We start from the raw sequence: 21,784 nt of genomic DNA, 5'->3' as shown, positions 1-21,784 counted from the left end.
ATAGTTGATCAGGACCGGGGGTGGGTAGTGGTGAACTGACCGCCAAGGCCTGGGCCCGGATCGAACCCCTGCTACCGCCGGTCGCGGGCCGGGGCCGGTACTGGCGCGATCACCGACAGGTGATCAACGCGATCCTATGGAAGCTGTGGACCGGGGCGCCGTGGCGGAACCTGCCCGAACGCTACGGGCCCTGGAAGACCGCCCACGAGCGGCTGCGAACCTGGACCGCGGACGGCACCTGGGAACGCATCCTCGACCACGTGGTCGCCAAAGACGACTCGGTCGGCAACGTGGAGTGGATGATCAGCGTGGACTCCAGCAACGTGCGGGCCCACCGGCACTCGGCTGGGGCCCGCAAAAAGGGGGATGCGCCACCGGATGGGTCGAAGCCCTCGCCGTCGACGGGGAAGCCCTCGGCCGCTCCCGAGGCGGACTGAGCAGCAAGATCCACCTCGCCGTGGACGGGCGCGGTCTGCCCGTGTCGATCATCCTCACCGCCGGGCAGGCCGGGGACAACCCGCACCTGCTGCCGCTGCTGGACCAGATCAACATCGGACGGACCGGGCCGGCCCCGCACCTACCCGGACCGAGTGATCGCCGACAAGACCAGGTCGGCCAGGCCATCTACGCCAACCGGAACGTCGTCGAGCGCCGCTTCAACCGGCTCAAGCAGTTTCGGGACCTGGCCACCGGCTACGCCGAACGCGCCGCCTACTACCGCGCCGAGATCATCATCGCCTCGATCGTGTTGTGGCTGCGTACAGACCTACAGGACACGGCCTAGAGCGTGTCCGTCCACACCGGACGGACGAAGCCGGGCTGCTAGCGTCGCGCGAGGGCGGCGTTCGCCATCACGTGCTGCATCAGGATCACCAGCACCTGCTTGGTCGACTCGCGGTCCCGCGCGTCGCACAGCAGGATCGGCACCGTGTCGTCCAGTTCGAGCGCCGCGCGCACCTCCTCGGTGCCGTAGCGGTAGGCGTTGTCGAAGCAGTTGACGCCGACCACGAACGGCAGCCCGCGCCGTTCGAAGAAGTCCACGGCCGGGAAGCAACTTTCCAACCTGCGTGTGTCGGCGAGCACCACCGCGCCCAGCGCGCCCTGCGCGAGCTCGTCCCACATGAACCAGAACCGGTCCTGCCCCGGCGTGCCGAACAGGTACAGGATCAGCTCGGGGTTGATCGTGATGCGGCCGAAGTCCAGCGCCACGGTCGTGGTGGTCTTGCTCTCCACCCCGGTGAGGTCGTCGACCCCGGCCGAGGCCTGGGTGATCGATTCCTCCGTCCGCAACGGGGAGATCTCGCTCACCGAGCCGACCATGGTGGTCTTCCCGACCCCGAAGCCGCCTGCGATCAGCAGCTTCACCACGGTGGCGGAGACGTTCCGCCGGGGCTCAGAGCCTGCGAATGCCATCGAGAACCGCCTGAAGTACGTGTTGTTCCGGGGTGTCGGAGATGGGCTGGGACGTCCGGTAGATGACGTGGCCGCGCTCGATGAGGTCGGCGAGCAGCACCTTCACGATCGGCACCGGCAGGTCCAGGTGCGCCGCGACCTCGGCGACCGACAGCGGCCGCTGGCACAGGCGCACGATCCGGGCGTACTCCGGTGCCATGGTGGCCGCTTCGGCCAGTCCGGGCAGGGCGACCACGAGTGAGAGCAGCTGCAGGTCGATGTCGCCGGCGTGGGTGCGGCCGCCGGTGATCGTGTACGGCCGGGCGATCGGGCCCGCGGCGTCATCGAACCAGGTGTCGTCGTCCCGCCTGATCATCATGGCGTGCTTTGCTGCTCAACTCGTGGCGCCGCGCTCAGCGCCGCGCCGACCCGCTTGACCATCATGTTCATCGCGTAGGCGACGAGGCCCATGTCGACGTCGGCCGCGGTCAGCAGCGCGAGGCAGGCGCCGTGCCCGGCCGTGGTGACGAACAGGAACGCGTGGTCCATCTCCACGACGGTCTGGCGCACCGCGCCGCCGCCGAAGTGGCGCCCGGTGCCCTTGGCGAGGCTCTGGAACGCCGACGCCACCGCCGACAGGTGCTCGCCGTCCTCTTCGGACAGGTTGGTCGACCGGCCGATGAGCAGACCGTCGGCCGACAGCACAACCGCCCGGTCCGCTCCGACGACCTGCTGCAGGAGGTCGTCGAGGAGCCAGTCCAGCTCGTTGATTCCCGCGTTCGTCACGTGTGCTCTCCCAGAATGTCGGTGGTGCTCGGATCCTGTTCACGAGCGCGGCGGGTGCCCTGCTGGAACGCCGAAAGCCGGCTGCGGGCCTGCTCCGGGCTGTCCGAGGGCACGGTGCTGTGGTCGGTGGCGGCGCTGAAGGTGGTGGTCTCCTCGTCCTTCCTCAACTGCGGGGCCAGGTTCTGCTGCCGTCGCCGCCGCGGCAGCGGCGGGCGGTCCGGCGAGATCGGCCCCGCGTGCTGCGGTGGCCGGGACTGTGGTGGCCGCGTGTCGATCGGCACGCGGGTGTCCAGCGGTGGCCGCGAGTCCAGCGGCGCCCGCAACGGCACCTGCGGCCGCTGCGGCGGCGCCTGGTGCTGCTGCAGGGCGGAGTGCTGCGACGGCGCGGGCTGCTGCGGCGGGGCGGGCGGCGGTTCCGGCGGGGCGGCCGGAACGTTGGCGCGGAACAGGTCCACCCGCGCCGGCGGCTCCTCGCGGTGCCCGTTGGTGCCGGCCGGCTCGGGCGCGGTGTCGGCCTCCTCCGGCCAGCGGTGCGACGGCGCGCTCTGCGCCGGGACCAGCGCCTCCTCGGGCTGCTGCCCGTCCTCCGGCTGCGGCACCGGAGCCAGCAGCTCGGACCGCACGAGCACGATCGCCCGCGTGCCACCGTAGGCCGATTCGCGCAGGGTCACCGAAATCCCGTGCCGGGACGCCAGCCGCGCGACCACGAACAGGCCGAGGCGCGGTTCGGCGGACAGCGCCATGACGCTGAAGTCCGGCGGTTCCCGCAGCATCGCGTTCAGTTCCTCGGCCTGCTCCGGCTCGATGCCCAGACCCTGGTCCTCGATCTCGATGACCACGCCCTTGCCGACGACGTCGCCGAACACCTCGACCCGCGAGTTCGGCGGCGAGAACGAGGTGGCGTTGTCGAGCAGTTCGGCGAGCAGGTGCACGAGGTCGGCGACGACCGGGCCGGCGACCGCGACGTTCGGCAGCTTCCCGACGGTGACGCGCGCGTAGTCCTCGGTCTCGCCGGTGGCGCCGCGGATCAGGTCGGCCAGCGCGACGGGGTTGCGCCACTGCCGTCCCGGCCGCTCGCCGCCGAGGATGATCAGGTTCTCCGCGTTGCGGCGGGCGCGGGTGGACAGGTGGTCCAGGCGGAACAGCATGTCCAGCTGGTCCGGGTCCTCCTGCTTGCGCTCGGCCTCGTCGAGCGCCTTGAGCTGCCGGTGCACCAGCACCTGACTGCGGTGCGCGATGTTGAGGAAGACCTTCTTGGTGCCCTCACGGGTCTTGGCCTCGTCGACGGCGGCCGCGATGGCGGTCTGCTGCGCCTTGTTGAACGCGTCGGCGACCTGGCCGATCTCGTCGTCGCCGTGGTCCAGCAGCGCGACCTCGGTGTCGAGGTCGACGGCCTCGCCCGTGCGGACCCGCTCGACCAGCTGCGGCAGCTGCGTCTCGGCGGCCTCCAGGGTCTCCTCGCGGAGCCGGCCGAGGCGCTGGATCAGGCGGTTGGACAGGCGCCAGGCGAAGAAGAACACCGCGAAGGAGACGATCAGCGCGGCGGCGCCGGCGATGATCGAGGTGACCAGCGTCCGGTCACCGCTTTCCAGGCCGACGTTCGTGGCGTTGGAGCTCTGCTCGATGTAGAGGCCCATCAGCGCGTTCCCGACCTGGGTCGCGGCGTCGCGCCACTGCGCCTCGGGCACCGGGAGCGAGTCCTGGTTGCCGCGGAGGAAAGCGTTTTCAACGATGCTCAGCGTGTCCCACGCCGGGCTCGCCAGCAGCGCCTCGTACTTGGCGCGCACCGACGGGATCATCTGCGGCGCGGCGACCTCCAGCTCGGCGTGGTAGGCGCCGACCTGGCTGATGTAGGTGCGGAACTCCTCCTCGGACAGACCGCGGCCGGCGATGCCGGCGGCCGCCAGCGCGTCACCGCGGGACATCGCGTCGGCCGCGGTGAACAGCGGCATCGCGGTGACGCGGAGGAACGCGGTCTGCGCGTCCGGCGCGCCCTCGGCGACGCCGTTCAGACCGGTGGCGAACTCGTCGATGATGCGGTTGTAGAAGGCGTAGGCCTCCAGCGGCGACGCCTGCCTGCTGTCGACGCGCTGGCGCAGCTCCGGCAGCTGGGCGAAGTTCGCGCTGGTCTTGGCGATGCTCTGGCGCACCGAGTCCGGCGCGTCGTCGACCATGTCCTGCAGCACGGTGGCCATCCGCGCGGCCGTGGTGTCCAGCTTCGCGCGGGCCTGGATCAGATCCGCGCCGGGCGCGCCGTTGCTCGCCAGCGTGCGCAGGGTCAGCACGCGCTCCGCGCGCACCGCGCCGAAGAAGAGGGCGCCGGGCTCGGCCGAGTCGTGGACCTTCGTCGCGAATTCGCGGGCGTTCACCGCCTGCACGACCAGGTAGCCCGCGAGCGCCACGCCGGCGAGCAGCAGGGCGACACTGGGCACGATCGCGATCGCGAGCACCCTCGACCGGATCGAAGCACGCCGCCTACGTGTTCCGAATACCTTTTTCAACGCTCTGAAGAGCCTTCCCGCAACTCGATGTGATGGCCTCGGCCCCCGGACCCGAGTTGACGCTGCGCACAGGAACCGCGGTGGGTTCTGCGACCGGGAGAGTGAACCAGCCCGGACAAGTATGAGTCAACTTCACGTTCCGTCCGCGCTCGCCGCCTCTCCGGTGAGGGGTCGGGGGCATTGTCAGCCGCGCGGATATTGTCGTCCCGCTATATGATCTCGTTACGTCCCGACCGACGGGCCGCGCAGATCCTTGGCGAGTCCGGGGAATGCCGAAGCGTTCCGCGGGTTCTATTCCGCTGGATGGTCTCGCCGGCTACTCCGGATGGTCGTAGCGGGCGCTGTCGCGCTTGTTCCTTCTGTGATCTCTCACACCTTTATCGATGAGGTACCGGGGTTCCGAACGCGATTCTAACTGTGGCGCAAGGGGTCCTGGCCACCTCGGCCGTCGCGGGTCCTTTTCGGAGGATGGCGCTGATCAGGTCGTCTCACGGTGGGTGCACGCGCCGATCACGTTTCGTGCGCCGGTAACCGTGACGAATCCGACATTACCCGGATCGCTGCGTGATCGGCCGCTCACGCGACCGGCAATTGGGTCGCGAATTGTTCTATAGGGTTTTCGCATGGTGACGGCGAAGGAGCTGGCCGACGCGGTGCGGGCCGGAACGGTGGACCCGGTGCGGGAGACCGAACGGGTGATCGCGGGCATCGAGGCCGCGGACCGGGTGGTGGGCGCGTTCCGCCGGGTGCGGGCGGACGAGGCGGTGGCGGAGGCCGGAGCGCTGCGCTCGCGCCCGGACCTGGCGGAGCTGCCGCTGGCCGGGGTGCCGGTCGCGGTCAAGGACGTCGCCGGGATCGCGGGCGAGACCGTGACGCGCGGGACCGCCACGGCCCGGCCGGCTGGTTCGGACCACTTGGTGGTGCGGCGGCTGCGGGAGGCCGGCGCGGTGGTCGTCGGGATCACGCGCGTGCCGGAGCTGTGCATCTGGCCGATGACCGACTCGCCCGAGGCCGTGACGCGCAACCCGTGGGCGCCGGAGTACACGGCGGGCGGTTCGTCGGGCGGCAGCGCGGCGGCGGTGGCGGCGGGACTGGTGCCGGTCGCGCACGGCACCGACGGGCTCGGCTCGATCCGGCTGCCCGCGGCGATGTGCGGGCTGGTGGGCATCAAGCCGGGGGCGGACGTGCTGGCCGAGGAGGGCTGGTTCGGGATGTCCGCGCATGGCAGCCTGGCGACGACGGTGGCGGACGCGGCGTTGCTGTTGTCGGTGCTGGCGGGCCGGCCGGAGTTCGCCGAGGTGCGCGAGCCGGGTCGGCTGCGGATCGCGGTGTCGACCGAGGTGCCGCTGACGCGCGCGCCGGTGCCGCGCCCGCTGACGGCGGCGGTCGAGCGGGTGGCGGACCTGCTGGCGGGGTCCGGGCATCGCGTGTCTCGCGCGCGGCCGCGGTACGGGGTGGAGCCGGTGGCCGGGATCCTGGAGCGGTGGTTCGCCGGCCCGGCCGAGCAGGCGTCCGAGGTGGACTTCGACGCGCTGCAGCCGCGGACGCAGCGGCACGTGCGGATCGGCCGCGCCGCGCGGCGGCTGGTGACACCTGGTACGGCCCGCCGCTGGACGGCGCGGGCGGCGGAGTTCTTCGCCGGGCAGGACGTGCTGATCACCCCGACGCTCGCGACGATGCCCCCGAAGGCGGCGGCCTGGCATGGGCGGTCGTGCCTGGCGAACGCGCTGCCGTCGGTGGCCCTGGCGGGCTTCACGGGCCTGTGGAACCTGGCCGGCTACCCGGCGATCTCCGTACCGGCGGGCCGCACGCCGAAGGGCCTGCCGATCGGGGTGCAGCTGGTGACCAGCCCCGGCGGCGAGGCGAGGCTGCTGGCGCTGGCCGCGCAGCTGGAGGAGCTGAACCCCTGGCCCCGGTTGCCCTAGCCGGGTGTTGATCGACCGGCTCCTGCGGCGGCGCCCGTCGATCAACTGGAGTGGTGGGCGCGAGCCGATGACGGAACCGGCGGTCCGTGGAGCCGCCGCCCTGCCCGGTCAGCCGAGGTGCGGCGCCGCCTCCGGTGGGCTGGGGTGCGCGGGGCGGCTTCCCACGGGGGCTGGGACCGCCGCCGGCGGCTTTACTTCGTAGTGGGCTGGGGTCGCCTACTTCTTAGTGGACTGCGGCCGCTTGGCGAGCGGCTTCGGCGGCTGCTGCCCCTCCGCCATGGCGGCCGGGCCGGCGAGAGCCGCGGGCGGCTTGCCCGTCACCGGGCGGGCACCGCCACCGGGCTTCGCGGCCGGTGCTGCCTTCGGCGGGTTGGGCTTGCCGCCTGCCGGAGCTTCACTGGCCGGGCCGCCCTGGCTGTTGGTGTTCGAACCGCCCTGACCGCCCGCGGCCGATCCCGCTGCCGGGCGTCCGGCCGCTGCGCCGCCGGGACCCGGCTTCGCCGCGCTCGCGGCTGCGCCACCAGCGCTCGGTCCACCAGCACTGGACCCACCGGCACTCGCTCCACCGGCGCCGGGGCCACCCGGCGTCGACGCGCCCGCGGCTGCGCCACCGGCAGCCGGCCCACCGGCACTGGATCCACCAGCACTCGCGCCACCGGCACTGGATCCACCAGCACTCGCGCCACCGGCACCCGGCCCACCGGCACTGGACCCGCCAGCACCGGGCCCACCAGCACTCGCGCCACCGGCACTCGCGCCACCGGCACCCGGCCCACCGGCACCCGGCCCACCAGCATTGGACCCGCCAGCACCGGCCCACCAGCACTCGCGCCACCGGCACCCGGGCCACCGGCACTGGACCCACCAGCACCCGGCCCGCCAACCGGCTTTACCACCGCCGTCTGCACTGCCGCGGAGTTCACCGCCGGCTTCACCGTCGGCGGCTTCACCGCCGGCACCGTCTTCATGCCGTCGGCCGCATCATCCACCGGGCGGCTCATGTCCACCACGGACTCCTCCCGCAGCGGCTCCAGCGTCGACTGGCTGCGGGCCAGCACCTCGTCGGTCTTGCGGAGCCGCCCTGCGACCTCCGTGCTGATCCGCGTCAGGCGCTCCACCAGCTGCCGCGCCTCGCGTTCGCGCTTTTCCGCCCTTGCGGTCGCGTCCTCGACCATCGCGCGGGCCCTCGCGCTGGCCTCGTCGACCAGGCGCTTCGCCTCGGCGGTCGCCTCTGCGATGCGCCGCTCGGCCTGCTGCTTGCTCGCCGTCTGCTGGTCGGCGATGTGCTTCTCCAGCGCGGCCCGCTGCGACGCCATCGACTGCTCGAAGTCGTGCTGCACGGTGCGCCGCTTGCGCTCGGCCTCGATGTCCAGCTGCGTCCGCCGCCGCGTCGCCTCCGACGTCAGGCGCTCGACCTCCGCCTTCGTCGCCTCCAGCGCCCGCTTGTGCTCGGCCTGCAGCGCCTGCCCGTGCGTGTCCAGCTCCGCCAGCAGCTTCTGGTACCGCTCACGCAGCTTCCCGGACAGCTCGGTCGTCGCGCTCCAGTGCTCCTCCGCCGCGACCTGCGCGCGCGACGTGATCTCCTCGGCGCGCATCTCCGCCAGCTCCACGGTGCGCTGCATGCGCTCGTCGAGGTCCTCGACCCGCTCCGGCGGCCGCTTCAGCTCCTCGACCCGGTTGCGCAGCCGCGCGATCTCCCCGCGCGCGCCCTCCAGCTCGCGCGACAGGTTGGACACCTTGGCCATCGCGTTGTCGCGATCAGCCATCACCCGGCGCAGGTTCGCCTCGACGTGATCCAGGTACTGCAGCACCTGGCCGCGGTCGAAGCCGTGCCACACCTGGTTGTACTCACGCCGCAACGGGAGCAGGCTGTCGCGCTCAGAGACCATGCGAAAACCGTACCCGCGCACAGCGTGTTAACACGGTCAGGCCACGCCCGGTGTGTCACTCACCAGTGGAAACCCCTGGTCAGCTTGACGAGGGCGTTCGCCGCGCGGGACAGGTGCCGCTCGCCCTTCCCGATCCGCAGCTCACCGCTGCCGCCCGCGGCCGTCGAGTCGGGGAAGACGCGGTAACCCTCGTACGCGATGGCGTCGACCAGCCCCGGCAGCAGCGTGTACGCCGCTTGGATCAGGTACCCCTCCGGGGTGCCGATGTGCTTGGGCCGGTTCTTCAGCGCGCGCACCACCATGTCCGCGGCCTGGTCCGGCGACTTCGTCGGGAACGCGTCGTAGATCTTCGTCGGCCGGATCATCGGCGTGCGGACCAGGGGCATGTGGATGGTGGTGAACGTGATGCCGTCACCGTGGGTCTCGGTCGCCGCGATCTTGCTGAAGTAGTCCAGCGCCGCCTTCGACGCGACGTACGCGGAGAACCGCGGCGCGATGCCCTGCACGCCGATCGACGACACGTTGACCACATGCCCGAACTTCCGCTCGGCCATGTGCGGCAGCACCGCGAGGATCAGCCGCACCGCGCCGAAGTAGTTGATCGCCATCGCGCGCTCGTAGTCGTGGAAGCGGTCGTAGGACAGCTTGATCGACCGGCGGATCGACCGGCCCGCGTTGTTGACCAGCATGTCGATGCGCCCGTGCTCGGCCAGCATCTGGTCGACGATCTTGCGCACGGCCTCCTCGTCGGTCAGGTCGGCCGGGTAGATCGAGGCGTAGCCGCCCGCCGCGACGATCTCGTCGCGCACCTCCGCCAGCTCCGGCTCCCGCCGCGCGACCAGCAGTGGCACCCCGCCCTCGGCCGCCACCTTCAACGCGGTCGCCCGTCCGATGCCCGACGACGCGCCGGTGATGATGACGCGGCGGCCGTCCAGCTCGCCTCGCGGCCCGTGCTTGCGGGCGCGGAACGGGTCGAGGTGCTCGCGCCAGTACCGCCACAGCGCGGGCGCGTAGTCCTCGATCCGGGGCACGTCGACGCCGCTGGCCGCGAGCTCCTTGCGGGTCGCGGCGGAGGAGAAGACCGACGGGAACGACAGCGTGTCCAGCAGCACGGCCGGGATGCCGAGGCGCTCCAGGAACGCGTCACGGGTGATCGTCACACCCGGCACGTGCTCGCTCAGCCGGGCCAGTTTCAGCAGGCCCCGGGACAGCCGCCGGTCCAGCTCGACGTTGATCGTCGGCGCCCCGGCCGCGCGGGCGAAGGCGTTGTAGACGCAGATCACCGACTGCGGCTCCGGACTGACCAGGTGGAACGCCCGCCCGTCCAGTCCCGGCTTGACCACCAGTTCCAGCAGTGCCCTGGCCACGTAGTCGACGGGGACGACGTTCGTGTCGCCCAGGTCCGGGCCGGCGAGCGGCAGGTTCGGCAGCGCGGCGAGCCTGCTGATCGCGGGGAAGAGGTAGTACGGGCCGTCGATCTTGTCCATCTCGCCGGTCTGCGAGTGGCCCACCACGACCGCGGGCCGGTACACCCGCCACGGCACCTCGGACTGCTGCCGCACCAGCCGCTCGGCCTCGAACTTCGTCCGGTGGTACGGCGTGGGCAGGCGCTGGCCGGTGTCGAACATGTCCTCGGTGAAGACGCCCTCGTGGTCGCCGGCCACGGCCACCGACGACACGTGGTGCAGGCAGCAGGCCTGGATGTCGGCGGCCAGTTCCAGCACGTTGCGGGTGCCCTCGACGTTGGCCTTGACGCTCGTCGCGTCGTCGGCGGTCAGGTCGTACAGCGCGGCCAGGTGGACCAGACCGTCGACCCGGCCCCGCAGCCCGGCGCGCACGTCCTCCGCGACGCCGAGGTCCTCGCGGCCGATGTCGCCGTCGACCAGCGTCACCTTCTCCGGGTGCGGCCAGCCGTTGACCAGGTCCGTCAGCCGCTCCCGCGACTTCTCGCGGACCAGCAGGAACACCTGGTCGACCTCCGCCCTGGCCAGCAGCAGCGGGGTGAAGTGGCGCCCGATCAGCCCGGTCGCCCCGGTCACCAGATACCCGGTCATGTGCCTGCCCTCCGCCGTCGTCGCCCGGCTGCATTGTCCGCCGCCGCGGCCGTCGTGACCACAGTCATAGTGCACGGGGTCCCCGGAACGATCACCGGACGCGAGTAAAGTCGCCTTTACTTGAACGGGAACCGGCAGGGCGCTGCCGACGTTGAACCTGATGCAGGTGCCAGTAGATCCAGGAGGATCAGGTGCGTTCCACAAGCAACCCAGCGTTCCGCAACCTGCCCACCGGCAGCGCGGGATACGGCTCTTACGGGCCGAACGTAGGCTTCAACCAGCCCCAGGGCATGCCCGGTTACGGCATGCCGTCGGGGTACGGCGCGCAGCAGGCGCCGGCGACCGAACGCCCCATGACGGTCGACGACGTCGTCATCAAGACCGGGATGAGCCTCGGCGTCGCCCTGATCACCGGTGTCCTCGCCGCGATCTGGGCGCAGAGCCAGGCTGACGCCAACGCGCTCGGCCCGGTGCTCGGGCTGATGCTCGGCGGCATGATCGTCGGCCTGGTGCTGTCGCTGATCATGATCTTCCGGCAGAAGCCGAGCGGCCCGATGACGCTGCTGTACTCGGCGGCCGAGGGTGTGTTCCTCGGTGCGATCACCGGGCTCTTCGAGATGCTCTACCCCGGCATCGCCCTGCAGGCGATCCTGGGCACCGCGGGTGTGTTCATCGGCATGCTGGTCGTCTACAAGACCGGCGCGGTGAAGGTGACGCCGAAGCTGACCAAGTGGGTGATGGGCGCCCTGGCGGGTGTCGTGATCCTGATGCTGGCCAACCTCGTGCTCGGCCTCTTCGGCGTGAACATGGGCCTGCGGGACGGTGGCGCGCTCGCCATCATCTTCAGCCTCGTGGTCATCGGCGTCGCGGCGTTCTGCCTGCTGCTCGACTTCGACGCGGCCGACCAGATGATCCGGGCGGGCATGCCGGCCAAGTGGGCGTGGTTCGCCGCGTTCGGCCTGATGACCACCCTGGTCTGGCTCTACCTGGAGATCCTGCGCCTGCTGTCGTACCTGCAGAACGACTAGCGACTCGGTCTGACAACAGAAGGACACTCGGTTACCAACCGGGTGTCCTTTTGTTATGTGCTCACCCTTTCGGTGGCCCGGTGATCGTCTCCTTGACTACGCAGTGTTGGATACGAGGACTCCTGTCCAGTTCACACTTGTGAGGTTCGCGTGAGCGTCCCCCCACCGCCGGCTGCGCCTGGAGGGCAGCCGACGCCCTTCGGCAACCAGCCGCCCGCCGGTAACCAGGGCGCTCCCGGCGCGTTCGGCCAGCCGGGCCAGCCCGGGCAGCCGGGCCAGTCCGGTCAGTTCGGCCAGCCGGGCCAGCCGGGTCAGCCCGGCCAGTTCGGGCAGCCCGCGGGCGCCCCGCCCGCCTTCCCGCCGCCGGGACAGCCCGGTCAGCCCGGCGCGTTCGGCCCCCCGCCGGGGCAGCCGTTCGGCCCGCCGCCCGGCCAGCCCGCCAAGAAGAGCAAGCTCACCTGGCTGCGGATCGTCCTGCCGATCGTCGTGGTGGTCGGCGTCGGCATCGTCGCGATCATCAACTTCGTCGGGTCCCCTGCCTCGGCCGCGGTCGGTGACTGCCTGCAGATCACCGAGTTCAAGACCAACGGCGACGAGCCGACGAAGAAGGACTGCGGCGACCAGAACGCGAACGTCAAGATCGCGGTCAAGCTGGACAACGCGTCCGACAGCTGCCCGACCGGCGACTACGACGAGTACAGCGTCAGCGGCCGCGGCGACTACAAGCTCTGCCTGATGATCAACGCGCACGACGGCGACTGCTTCGCCAACGTGACGTCCTCGACCGACGGCTACAAGCGGGTCCCCTGCACCGACCCGACGGCCGAGATCGAGTTCCTCAAGGTCGTCACCGGCCAGGCCGACGAGGCCGCCTGCGAGGGCCTGGAGATCGACGGCGCGGTCACCTACTCCGAGCCCGCCACCACCATGTGCGCGGTCGCGAAGAACGGCGCCAGCGCCTGATCCACGCACAACGAAGAAGGGGCCCGGCACGCAGCCAGGCCCCTTTTCGCGTGCGGGGTCAGCTCAGCCGCTCGATGACCATCGCCATGCCCTGGCCGCCGCCGACGCACATCGTCTCCAGGCCCCACTGCTTGTCGTGGTGCTGCAGCGAGTTGATCAGCGTCGAGGTGATACGGGCGCCGGTCATGCCGAACGGGTGGCCGACGGCGATCGCGCCGCCGTTGACGTTCAGCCGCTCGATGTCGATGCCCAGGTCCTTGTAGGACGGGATGACCTGCGCGGCGAACGCCTCGTTGATCTCCACCAGGTCGATGTCGCCGATGGACATCCCGGCGCGGGCCAGCGCGCGCTGCGACGCCTCGACCGGGCCGTAGCCCATGATCTCCGGCGACAGGCCGGACACGCCGGTCGACACGACCCGCGCCAGCGGCGTGATGCCGAGCTGCTTCGCCTTGGTGTCGGACATGATCACCAGCGCGGCGGCGCCGTCGTTGAGCGGGCAGCAGTTGCCCGCGGTGACCCGGCCGTCGGGGCGGAACACCGGCTTCAGGCCGGACACGCCCTCGATCGTCACACCGGCGCGCGGGCCGTCGTCCTTCGACACGACCGTGCCGTCGGGCAGGGTCACCGGCGTGATGTCCTTGGCCCAGAACCCGTCGGCGATGGCCTTCTCCGCCAAGTTCTGCGACCGCACGCCGAACTCGTCCATCTCCTCGCGGGAGACGTTCTTCAGGCGCGCGAGGTTCTCCGCGGTCTGGCCCATCGCGATGTAGACGTCGGGCAGCTGCCCGTTCTCGCGCGGGTCGACCCAGGTGTCGCTGCCCTCGGCCGCGGTCTTCGCGGTGCGGGCCTCGGCGTCGGCGAACAGCGGGTTGTGCGTGTCGGGCCAGGAGTCCGAGCTGCCCTTCGCGAACCGCGACACCGTCTCCACGCCGGCGGAGATGAACACGTCACCCTCGCCCGCCTTGATCGCGTGCAGGGCCATCCGGGTGGTCTGCAGGCTGGAGGAGCAGTAGCGGGTGATGGTGCACCCGGGCAGGTGGTCGTAACCGAGCTGGACCGCGACGGCGCGGCCCATGTTGAAGCCCGACTCGCCGCCGGGCAGGCCGCAGCCGAGCATGAGGTCGTCGATGTCCTTCGGGTCCAGCTGCGGCACCTTGTCCAGCGCGGCGCGGACCATCTGCGCGGCCAGGTCGTCCGGCCGCATGCTCACGAGCGAGCCCTTCCCGGCGCGGCCGATCGGCGAACGCGCCGCGGAGACGATGACGGCTTCAGGCATGGCTTGACACTCCTTCGGGTCGGACTAAGCGCGTGCTTACCCACATCCTGCACCCTGGGAGCGTGCGGTCAAACCCCTACGCGACCAGTACCACGTCTAGGGTGGGGCCGTGGACTACGTCGAGCACATCGTCGACCTCGTGGGCAACACCCCGCTGGTCAAGCTGAACTCCCTCACCGAGGGCCTGGCGCCGCTCGTGCTGGCGAAGGTGGAGTACTTCAACCCGGGCGGCAGCGTGAAGGACCGCATCGCGCTGCGCATGGTCGAAGCCGCCGAGGCCTCCGGCGAGCTCAAGCCCGGCGGCACCATCGTGGAGCCGACCTCCGGCAACACCGGCGTCGGCCTGGCGATGGTCGCCCAGCGCAAGGGCTACCAGTGCGTCTTCGTCTGCCCGGACAAGGTGAGCGAGGACAAGCGCAACGTGCTGAAGGCCTACGGCGCCCGCGTCGTCGTGTGCCCGACCGCCGTCCCGCCCGAGCACCCGGACTCCTACTACTCCGTCTCCGACCGGCTGGTGCGGGAGATCGAGGGCGCCTGGAAGCCCAACCAGTACGCCAACCAGCAGAACCCGGAGAGCCACTACCACTCGACCGGCCCCGAGATCTGGCAGCAGACCGACGGGAAGATCACCCACTTCGTCGCGGGTGTGGGCACCGGCGGCACGATCTCCGGCACCGGCCGCTACCTGAAGGAAGCCTCCCAGGGCCGCGTCAAGGTCGTCGGCGCCGACCCGGAGGGCTCGGTCTACTCCGGCGGCACCGGGCGCCCCTACCTGGTCGAAGGCGTCGGCGAGGACTTCTGGCCGGACACCTACGACCGCGGCATCGCCGACGAGATCATCGCCATCTCCGACGCCGAGTCCTTCGCCGTCACCCGCCGCCTCGCGCTCGAGGAGGGCCTGCTGGTCGGCGGCTCGTGCGGGATGGCCGTCGCGGCCGCGCTCAAGCTCGCCGAGCGGCTCGGCCCGGACGACGTCATCGTGGTGCTCCTGCCCGACGGCGGCCGCGGCTACCTGGGCAAGGTCTTCAACGACCAGTGGATGGCCGGCTACGGCTTCCTGCCCCCGGACTCCTCGGGCGCCACGGTCGGCGACGTCCTGCGCGCCAAGACCGGATCGCTGCCCGACCTGGTCCACACCCACCCGAACGAGACGGTCGCCGAGGCCGTCGCGATCCTGTCCGAGTTCGACGTCAGCCAGATGCCGGTGGTCAGCGCCGAGCCGCCGGTGATGGCCGCCGAGGTGGTCGGCGCCGTCAACGAGCGGGAGCTGCTGGAGGCCCTGTTCACCGGGAAGGCCCAGCTCGCCGACCGGCTGGACAAGCACATGTCGCCGCCGCTGCCGACCATCGGCGCCAGCGAGGGCGTCGGCGCGGCGATGAAGGCCCTGTCCAACGCGGACGGCGCGCTGGTGCTGGTCGACGGCAAGCCGGCCGGCGTGCTCACCAGGCACGACCTGCTGGGGTACCTCGCCGGACGGTGAACCAGACTTCATCGCGCGGAACCGTCGGGGCGTTACGAGCGTCTATGACCGGTATCCGATAGCGTGTGCCCACCCGGATCAACGTGAATACGCACTGTCAGTCCTCTCGAGGGGGTTCAAGACCCACATGAGCGCTCCGCAGCCGCCCAACCAGCCTTGGGGTGGCGGTCAGCCGCCTCAGGGCCCGCCGAGCGGTCCCCAGCAGCAGCAAGACAACCCGTTCGGCTCGTCGGAGCCGACCCAGGTCGTGCAGCCCGGCCAGTCGCAGCAGCCGTCCGAGGGCGGCTCGTTCGGCGAGACCGCGGAGCCGACCCAGGTGGTCCAGCCGGGTGGGGACCCGAACGCCACGCAGAAGGTCAACCCGGGTGACCAGCCGGGCGCGGAATCCACGCAGCTGGTGCCCCCGGGCTCCCAGCCGCCGGCCATCCCGTACTCGCCGCCGCCGAGCGCCGCGGACAACCCCAGTGCAGTGAACCCCCAGCAGGGCTTCGGGCAGCAGGGCTTCGGGCAGCAGCAGCAGCCCGGTTTCGGGCAGCAGCAGCCGGGCCCGTACGGCCAGCCGCCGCAGGGCTACGGCCCGCCGTCGGGTGGCTTCGGCCAGCCGCAGGGCTTCGGCGCGCCGGGTTACCCCCAGCAGGGCGGGGGCGCCGGTGCGGGCAACAACCAGCTCTTCGGCTACATCGCCGGCGGTGTCGCGGCGCTCCTGGGTCTGCTCTCGGCCATCTTCGTCCTGGTCGACTTCGGTGACGCGAGTGACTACTCGGACGCGTACGACGGGATCCGCGAGCAGGCCGAGCAGTTCGGTCTGCCGAGCCCGGGCCTGGTCTGGTTCTACCTGATCATGATCCTGGTCGGTGGCCTCGCGGCCCTGGCCGGTGGCGTGCTGATCGCGCTCGCCGGGCGCCTCAGCGCCTCGCTGAAGAAGATCGCGCCGATCGTCACCGCGGTCGGCGGGTTCCTCCTCCTGCTGTTCGCGATCCTGTTCATGACCGCGTTCCCGAGCGAGGTGGACACGCCCGGCAAGGCGATCATGTACCTGATCTTCGGCATCGTGGTGCTGGCGATCGGTGCGCTCGGCCTGGTCCCGGCCACGAAGCAGTTCGTCGGCCTCGGCGATGGCGGCCAGCAGGGCGGCCCGGGCGGCTTCGGCGGTCCCGGCGGCTTCGGCGGCCCCCAGAGCGGTGGCTTCCCGCAGCCGGGTCAGCCCGGTCAGTTCGGGCAGCCGCACGGCCAGCCCCAGTACGGTCAGCCCGGCGGGCCGAACCCGCAGAGCGGCGGCTTCCCGCAGCCCGGTCAGTACGGCCAGCCGCCGCAGCAGCCCGGTTACGGTCAGCCCGGCCAGTACGGGCAGCAGCCCGGCTACGGCCAGCCCGGCCAGTTCGGCCAGCAGCCGGGTCAGTACGGCCAGCCGCCGCAGCAGCCCGGCCAGTACGGCCAGCCCGGTCAGCCGCCCCAGCAGTGGTGACCAGCTGATCTGACGACGATGCCCCCGGCACGCGCCGGGGGCATCGTCTTTTTCCCAGTTGATGTCCGCGCGCTGGGAACGCGGCTAGGGTGAGCGCCGGAACGGACCGATCCCCCGGGGGCCCTGTGACGAGTCGAAACGGCCACGAGCCGCGTCCCAGCGGGACCACCGCGATCCTCGCCGGCCTGCTCGGGTTGGCGCTGGCCGGCCTGCTGGCTTACCTGCCGCTGAAGTTCTTCGTCGACTACGGCTTCGCCGGCATGGACGGCAAGGTGCGCACCGTCCTCGTCGTCTACTCGGCGGCCGCGCTGGTCCTGCTCGCCGGCGCGCTGACCACGTTCTTCCGCGCGGTCGCCGGCGCGGTGTTGCTGCTGGTCGGCGGGCTGCTCGCGGTCGCAGCGGTGATCTGCGAACCGGTCCTGCTCTACCCCGGCTACTTCGGGGACTTCTTCGTCGCCATGTTCCGCTTCGCCCCCGCCGACGCGTTCGTGCGGGTCGGCGCGGTGGTCGGCGGCCCGCTCGTGTTCGTCCTCGCGGTGCTTCCGTGGACCTTCCGGTACCTGCGGCACCGCCCGGCTGGTAGTTGGTAGTGGTGACCTTTCCGTCCCAATCCGAAGCGGCCGCGGCGTCCCGCGGCGGCGGTGCCGGCATCACGGCGGCTGTCCTGGCCCTGCTCGGCGGCCTGTTCCACCTGGTCGGCGTCGCCGGTGGCGCGGTGCTGCTGGCCGGTGACGGCGACCTCGGGCGCAGCCTGCTGACGTTCGCCACGCACCTGGTGCTCGCCGCGGCGCTCATCACCGGCGGGGTCGGGCTGGTGCTGGCCAAGGAGTTCGGCCGCGTCGCGACGATCATCGGCGCGGCCGCGGCGCTCTTCGTGTACGTGCTGGTGCTGGTGCTCGGCGCGTTCGGGGTGTACTTCCTCGGCCTCCTCGACGGCGACGTGCCGCTCGGCTACGTCGGCGTGCTGTGCGTGCCCGCGATCGGCACGCTGGTGCTGGCGTGCCTGCCGCCCACCGGGCGATGGGTGACCCAGGGCTGGTCGTAGGCTGGGGAAATGACGCACGACCTTTCCCGCTCCGGCTTCGAGACGCGCGCCATCCACGCAGGTCAGGAGCCTGACCCGCGGACAGGTGCGGTCATCGTGCCCATCTACCAGACCTCCACCTACGCGCAGGACGGCGTCGGGGGCACCCGTGAGGGTGACTACGAGTACTCCCGCACCGCGAACCCGACGCGCACCGCGCTGGAGCAGGCCCTGGCCTCGCTCGAGGGCGCGCGGCACGGCCTGGCGTTCGCCTCCGGCATGGCCGCCACCGACGCGGTGCTGCGGACCGTGCTGCGGCCCGGCGACCACCTGGTCCTGGGCAACGACGCCTACGGCGGCACCTTCCGGCTGATCGACAAGGTGCTGAAGCTGTGGGGCGTCGAGTACGGCGTCGCGGACCTGTCGAACCCGGACGAGGTGCGTGCCGCGGTCCGCCCGGAGACGAAGCTGATCTGGTGCGAGACGCCGTCCAACCCGCTGCTCGGCATCGCCGACCTCGCGGTGCTGGCGGAAATCGCCCACGGCGCCGGTGCCCGCCTCGTCGTCGACAACACCTTCGCCACGCCGTACCTGCAGACGCCGCTGGCGCTCGGCGCCGACATCGTCGTGCACTCGACTACCAAGTACCTGGGCGGCCACTCGGACGTCGTCGGCGGCGCCGTGCTGACCGACGAGGACGAGCTGCGCGACCAGCTGTTCTTCCTGCGCAACTCGGCGGGCGCGGTGCCCGGCCCGTTCGACGCCTGGCTCACCCTGCGCGGCCTCAAGACGCTCGCCGTGCGCATGGACCGGCACTGCGACAACGCGGAGCAGATCGCCGAGATGCTGTCGGCGCATCCGAAGGTCGCCGAGGTGTACTACCCGGGCCTGCCCGGGCACGCCGGTCACGAGGTGGCGGCCAAGCAGATGCGCCGCTTCGGCGGCATGATCTCGTTCCGGCACGCTGACGGCAGGCAGGCCGCGCTGGACACCGCGGCGCGCACGGAGCTGTTCATCCTGGCCGAGTCGCTCGGCGGCATCGAATCGCTGATCGAGCACCCCGGCCAGATGACGCACGCGAGCGTGGCCGGCTCGATGCTCCAGGTGCCCGACGACCTGCTGCGGCTGTCCGTCGGCATCGAGGACGTCCGCGACCTGAGCGACGACCTGCGCGCGGCCCTGGGCTGAGAGGCGACGGCGGGGGAGCGTCGCGGCGCTTCCCCGCCAATCAGGGCCGGTAGTTGTTCAGCTCGGCCGTCTTGGCGTCACCGGCCGTGGTGCCGGTGCGGATGCCCTCCAGGTCGGAGCCGTTCACGCACCCGCCGACCAGCTCGACGTAGTTGTCGTGCCGGATGTACTGGGCCGGGTCGCCGCAGTTGGCCCGGTCGACCGTGTAGACCGCCGCGCCGGTGAGGGCCAGGGCGGACGTGACGCCCGCGACCAACGGCAGCAGGCCGGCCGCACGCGTGGCGCGGCGGACCCGTCCGCCCGTTTCACCCCGTGCTGGCATGGCTACTCCCGATTCGCCGTACTGACCGGCTCCCAGGGTACCGAAACCCGTGAGGTGCGAGTGGCATGATCCGGGATATGGATCTGGTGGACGTCGACCGCATCCGCGAGGCGCGGAAGCTGCTCGAAGGGATCATCCGCGTCACGCCGATGGAGCACGCGCGTGATCTGGAGCGGGCGCACGGTGGCGCGGTCCACCTGAAGTGCGAGAACCTGCAGCGCACCGGCTCGTTCAAGATCCGCGGCGCCTACACCCGCCTGCACGGCCTGAGTGCCGAGGAGCGGGCGCGCGGGGTCGTGGCGGCCAGTGCGGGCAACCACGCGCAGGGTGTCGCGCTCGCGGCGTCGCTGCTGGGCATCTCGTCGACCGTGTTCATGCCGACGCGCGCGCCGCTGCCCAAGCTCGCCGCGACCCGCGGCTACGGCGCGGACGTGCACCTGCACGGCGACGTGCTGGAGGAGACCCTGGCCGAGGCGGTCGCGTTCGCGGAGCGGACCGGCGCGGTGTTCATCCACCCCTTCGACCACGCGGACATCATCGCCGGGCAGGGCACCGTCGGGCTGGAGATCCTGGAGCAGGTGCCGGAGGCGGCCACGGTGCTGGTGCCGACCGGCGGTGGCGGGCTCGTCGCCGGGGTGGCCTGCGCGGTGAAGGCGTCGCGGCCGGACGTGCGGGTCGTCGCGGTGCAGGCCGAGGACGCGGCCGCGTTCCCGCCGTCGCTCGCCGCCGGTGGCCCGGTGCGCCTGCGGGAGATGCAGACGATGGCCGACGGGATCGCGGTCGGCCAGCCGGGGCCGGTGAGCTTCGCGCACGTGGCCGCGAAGGTCGACGACGTCCTCACGGTGTCGGAGGAGTCGCTGTCCCGCGCGGTGCTGCTGTGCCTGGAGCGCCGCAAGCTGGTCGTGGAACCGGCGGGCGCGGCGGCCGTGGCAGCGTTGCTGCAGTACCCCGGCGAGTTCGCGGCGCCGGTGGTGGCCGTGGTGTCCGGCGGCAACGTGGACCCGTTGCTGTTGCTGCAGATAATCCAGCACGGCATGACGGCGGGCGGGCGTTACCTGGCGCTGCGGCTGCGTGTGCCGGACCGGCCGGGGTCGCTGGTGTCGGTGCTGTCCCGGGTGCGGGACCTCGGCGCCAACGTTCTCGACGTCGAGCACTCGCGGATCTCCGGCGCGCTGGCCCTCGGCGAGGTCGAGATCGCGCTCAAGCTGGAAACCCGCGGGCCCGACCACTGCGAAGAGGTCCACGCCGAGCTCCAGCGCGCCGGGTTCACGGTCGTCGGCTAGAGGTTGCCACGGCGCTCCTGCTCGCGCTCGATCGCCTCGAACAGGGCTTTGAAGTTGCCCTTGCCGAAGCCGAGCGAGCCGTGCCGTTCGATCAGCTCGTAGAACACGGTGGGCCGGTCGCCGACCGGCTTGGTGAAGATCTGCAGCAGGTAGCCGTCCTCGTCGCGGTCGACCAGGATCCGGTGCTCCTTCAGCGTCTCGATCGGCACCCGCACCTCGCCGATCCGCGCGCGCAGCTCCGGGTCGTCGTAGTAGGAGTCCGGGGTGTCCAGGAACTCCACGCCCGCGGCGCGCATCGCGGTCACCGTGCCGACGATGTCGTTCGTGGCCAGCGCGATGTGCTGGCACCCGGCGCCGCCGTAGAACTCCAGGTACTCGTCGATCTGCGACTTCTTCTTCGCCACCGCGGGCTCGTTGAGCGGGAACTTCACGCGGTGGTTGCCGTTGGCGACGACCTTGCTCATCAGCGCCGAGTACTCGGTGGCGATGTCGTCGCCGACGAACTCGGCCATGTTCGTGAAGCCCATGACGCGGTGGTACCAGTCCACCCAGTGGTCCATCTTGCCGAGCTCCACGTTGCCGACGCAGTGGTCGACGGCCTGGAACAGCCGCTTGCGCTGCGGCGTCTCCCGCGCCTGGAAGCCGGGCAGGTACGGGCCGGTGTAGCGGGAGCGGTCGACGAGGCTGTGCCGGGTCTCGCCGTAGGTCGCGATCGCGGCCCTGCGCACGGTGCCGTGCTCGTCGGAGACGTCGTGCGGCTCCTCCAGGACCGTGGCGCCCTGTGCCCGCGCGTGCGCCACGCACTTGTCCACATCGGACACTTCGAGCGCGAGGTCGACGACGCCGTCGCCGTGGCGGCGGTGGTGGTCGAGCAGCGGGGAGTCCGGCCGGACGCCGCCGGTGATGACGAAGCGCGCGGAACCCGACTTCAGCACGAACGCCTTGTGGTCCGGCTGCCCGGTCTCCGGCCCGGCGTAGGCGACGAGCCGCATGCCGAACGCGTGCTGGTAGTACCACGCGGTCTGGGTGGCGTTGCCGGCGATGAACACGACGGCATCGAGCGATTTCACGGGGAACGGGTCGGCGGTCTCATCGTGCTCGACCAAACCGACGAGCTGGCGCAACTGGTCGTAGTCGACATCGTCGAGAGCGTTGGTCATGTCTGGCAGAATGCGTAGTTCGTCGCATCCTGGGCAACAGTGGCG

Annotated in this window: 18 protein-coding genes and 1 pseudogene; 10 read left to right on the top strand and 9 right to left on the bottom strand. The window is 71.3% G+C overall.

Annotated features, from left to right (window positions below):
- Nucleotides 1-20: 20 nt before the first annotated feature.
- Nucleotides 21-784, top strand: a pseudogene (locus AMY39116_RS46405) (IS5 family transposase).
- Between the two features lie 38 nt (nt 785-822).
- On the opposite strand, the gene AMY39116_RS0331050 reads toward AMY39116_RS46405, so the two are convergent.
- From AMY39116_RS0331050 to AMY39116_RS0331035, 4 genes are read right to left on the bottom strand one after another with little or no spacing between them, the layout of a single operon-like run.
- Nucleotides 823-1,413: an ATP/GTP-binding protein gene (locus tag AMY39116_RS0331050; protein ID WP_026153485.1), complete on the bottom strand. Its 591-nt coding sequence runs from the start codon at nt 1,411-1,413 to the stop codon at nt 823-825.
- Complete coding sequence (locus AMY39116_RS0331045; RefSeq protein ID WP_017984828.1) at nt 1,394-1,768, bottom strand: DUF742 domain-containing protein; 375 nt, start codon at nt 1,766-1,768, stop codon at nt 1,394-1,396. The genes AMY39116_RS0331050 and AMY39116_RS0331045 overlap by 20 nt, the downstream gene beginning before the upstream one ends.
- On the bottom strand, nt 1,768-2,178 hold the full coding sequence (locus AMY39116_RS0331040; protein ID WP_020421504.1) for a roadblock/LC7 domain-containing protein: 411 nt from the start codon (nt 2,176-2,178) through the stop codon (nt 1,768-1,770). Before AMY39116_RS0331040 ends, AMY39116_RS0331045 begins: the two co-directional genes overlap by 1 nt.
- Nucleotides 2,175-4,628 carry a nitrate- and nitrite sensing domain-containing protein gene (locus AMY39116_RS0331035; RefSeq protein ID WP_020421503.1) on the bottom strand — a complete coding sequence of 818 codons (2,454 nt, stop codon included), beginning with the start codon at nt 4,626-4,628 and terminating at the stop codon, nt 2,175-2,177. Before AMY39116_RS0331035 ends, AMY39116_RS0331040 begins: the two co-directional genes overlap by 4 nt.
- A 674-nt stretch (nt 4,629-5,302) precedes the next feature.
- On the opposite strand from AMY39116_RS0331035, the gene AMY39116_RS0331030 reads away from it, so the two are divergent.
- Complete coding sequence (locus AMY39116_RS0331030; RefSeq protein ID WP_020421502.1) at nt 5,303-6,604, top strand: amidase family protein; 1,302 nt, start codon at nt 5,303-5,305, stop codon at nt 6,602-6,604.
- A 317-nt stretch (nt 6,605-6,921) separates the two neighbouring features.
- Here AMY39116_RS0331030 and AMY39116_RS47660 read toward each other — a convergent pair whose 3' ends face one another.
- Together AMY39116_RS47660 and AMY39116_RS0331020 are read right to left on the bottom strand one after the other, a co-directional pair.
- Nucleotides 6,922-8,493 (bottom strand): hypothetical protein, encoded by a 1,572-nt coding sequence (locus AMY39116_RS47660; protein WP_020421501.1) that lies wholly within the window; start codon nt 8,491-8,493, stop codon nt 6,922-6,924.
- 59 nt (nt 8,494-8,552) lie between these two features.
- On the bottom strand, nt 8,553-10,547 hold the full coding sequence (locus AMY39116_RS0331020; protein WP_020421500.1) for an SDR family oxidoreductase: 1,995 nt from the start codon (nt 10,545-10,547) through the stop codon (nt 8,553-8,555).
- Nucleotides 10,548-10,738: 191 nt separating this feature from the next.
- Between AMY39116_RS0331020 and AMY39116_RS0331015 the strand changes: the two genes are divergently transcribed.
- Nucleotides 10,739-11,575 (top strand): Bax inhibitor-1/YccA family protein, encoded by an 837-nt coding sequence (locus AMY39116_RS0331015; protein ID WP_027936367.1) that lies wholly within the window; start codon nt 10,739-10,741, stop codon nt 11,573-11,575.
- A gap of 150 nt (nt 11,576-11,725) precedes the next feature.
- Nucleotides 11,726-12,538: a hypothetical protein gene (locus AMY39116_RS0331010; protein WP_020421498.1), complete on the top strand. Its 813-nt coding sequence runs from the start codon at nt 11,726-11,728 to the stop codon at nt 12,536-12,538.
- Between the two features lie 58 nt (nt 12,539-12,596).
- On the opposite strand, the gene AMY39116_RS0331005 is transcribed toward AMY39116_RS0331010, so the two are convergent.
- Complete coding sequence (locus tag AMY39116_RS0331005; protein ID WP_020421497.1) at nt 12,597-13,817, bottom strand: acetyl-CoA C-acetyltransferase; 1,221 nt, start codon at nt 13,815-13,817, stop codon at nt 12,597-12,599.
- Nucleotides 13,818-13,926: 109 nt separating this feature from the next.
- Here AMY39116_RS0331005 and AMY39116_RS0331000 point away from each other — a divergent pair, with 109 nt between their 5' ends.
- The 5 genes from AMY39116_RS0331000 to AMY39116_RS0330980 all read left to right on the top strand — a co-directional run bounded on the left by AMY39116_RS0331000 (nt 13,927) and on the right by AMY39116_RS0330980 (nt 18,974).
- Complete coding sequence (locus tag AMY39116_RS0331000) at nt 13,927-15,297, top strand: cystathionine beta-synthase (RefSeq protein ID WP_020421496.1); 1,371 nt, start codon at nt 13,927-13,929, stop codon at nt 15,295-15,297.
- A 127-nt stretch (nt 15,298-15,424) separates the two neighbouring features.
- Nucleotides 15,425-16,762 carry a hypothetical protein gene (locus AMY39116_RS0330995; RefSeq protein ID WP_235716253.1) on the top strand — a complete coding sequence of 446 codons (1,338 nt, stop codon included), beginning with the start codon at nt 15,425-15,427 and terminating at the stop codon, nt 16,760-16,762.
- A gap of 125 nt (nt 16,763-16,887) precedes the next feature.
- Nucleotides 16,888-17,352, top strand: coding sequence for a hypothetical protein (locus tag AMY39116_RS0330990; protein ID WP_020421494.1), 465 nt, complete (start codon nt 16,888-16,890; stop codon nt 17,350-17,352).
- Between the two features lie 2 nt (nt 17,353-17,354).
- A complete protein-coding gene (locus AMY39116_RS0330985; protein ID WP_235716252.1) occupies nt 17,355-17,807 on the top strand; it encodes a hypothetical protein in 453 nt (150 codons plus the stop codon).
- A 9-nt stretch (nt 17,808-17,816) separates the two neighbouring features.
- On the top strand, nt 17,817-18,974 hold the full coding sequence (locus AMY39116_RS0330980; RefSeq protein ID WP_020421492.1) for a cystathionine gamma-synthase: 1,158 nt from the start codon (nt 17,817-17,819) through the stop codon (nt 18,972-18,974).
- A gap of 40 nt (nt 18,975-19,014) precedes the next feature.
- On the opposite strand, the gene AMY39116_RS0330975 is transcribed toward AMY39116_RS0330980, so the two are convergent.
- Nucleotides 19,015-19,296: a hypothetical protein gene (locus tag AMY39116_RS0330975; protein WP_020421491.1), complete on the bottom strand. Its 282-nt coding sequence runs from the start codon at nt 19,294-19,296 to the stop codon at nt 19,015-19,017.
- A 77-nt stretch (nt 19,297-19,373) separates the two neighbouring features.
- Here AMY39116_RS0330975 and ilvA point away from each other — a divergent pair, with 77 nt between their 5' ends.
- Nucleotides 19,374-20,579, top strand: a complete 1,206-nt coding sequence (ilvA, locus tag AMY39116_RS0330970) for a threonine ammonia-lyase (RefSeq protein WP_020421490.1) — start codon at nt 19,374-19,376, stop codon at nt 20,577-20,579.
- Here the strand turns inward: ilvA and hppD are convergent.
- Complete coding sequence (gene hppD / locus AMY39116_RS0330965) at nt 20,576-21,739, bottom strand: 4-hydroxyphenylpyruvate dioxygenase (protein ID WP_020421489.1); 1,164 nt, start codon at nt 21,737-21,739, stop codon at nt 20,576-20,578. The genes ilvA and hppD overlap by 4 nt on opposite strands.
- Nucleotides 21,740-21,784 lie beyond the last annotated feature (45 nt).

The sequence above is a fragment of the Amycolatopsis sp. ATCC 39116 genome (assembly GCF_000231075.2).
In the GTDB taxonomy this organism is placed as follows: domain Bacteria; phylum Actinomycetota; class Actinomycetes; order Mycobacteriales; family Pseudonocardiaceae; genus Amycolatopsis_E; species Amycolatopsis_E tucumanensis.
This window is presented reverse-complemented; position numbering and strand designations above follow the sequence as displayed.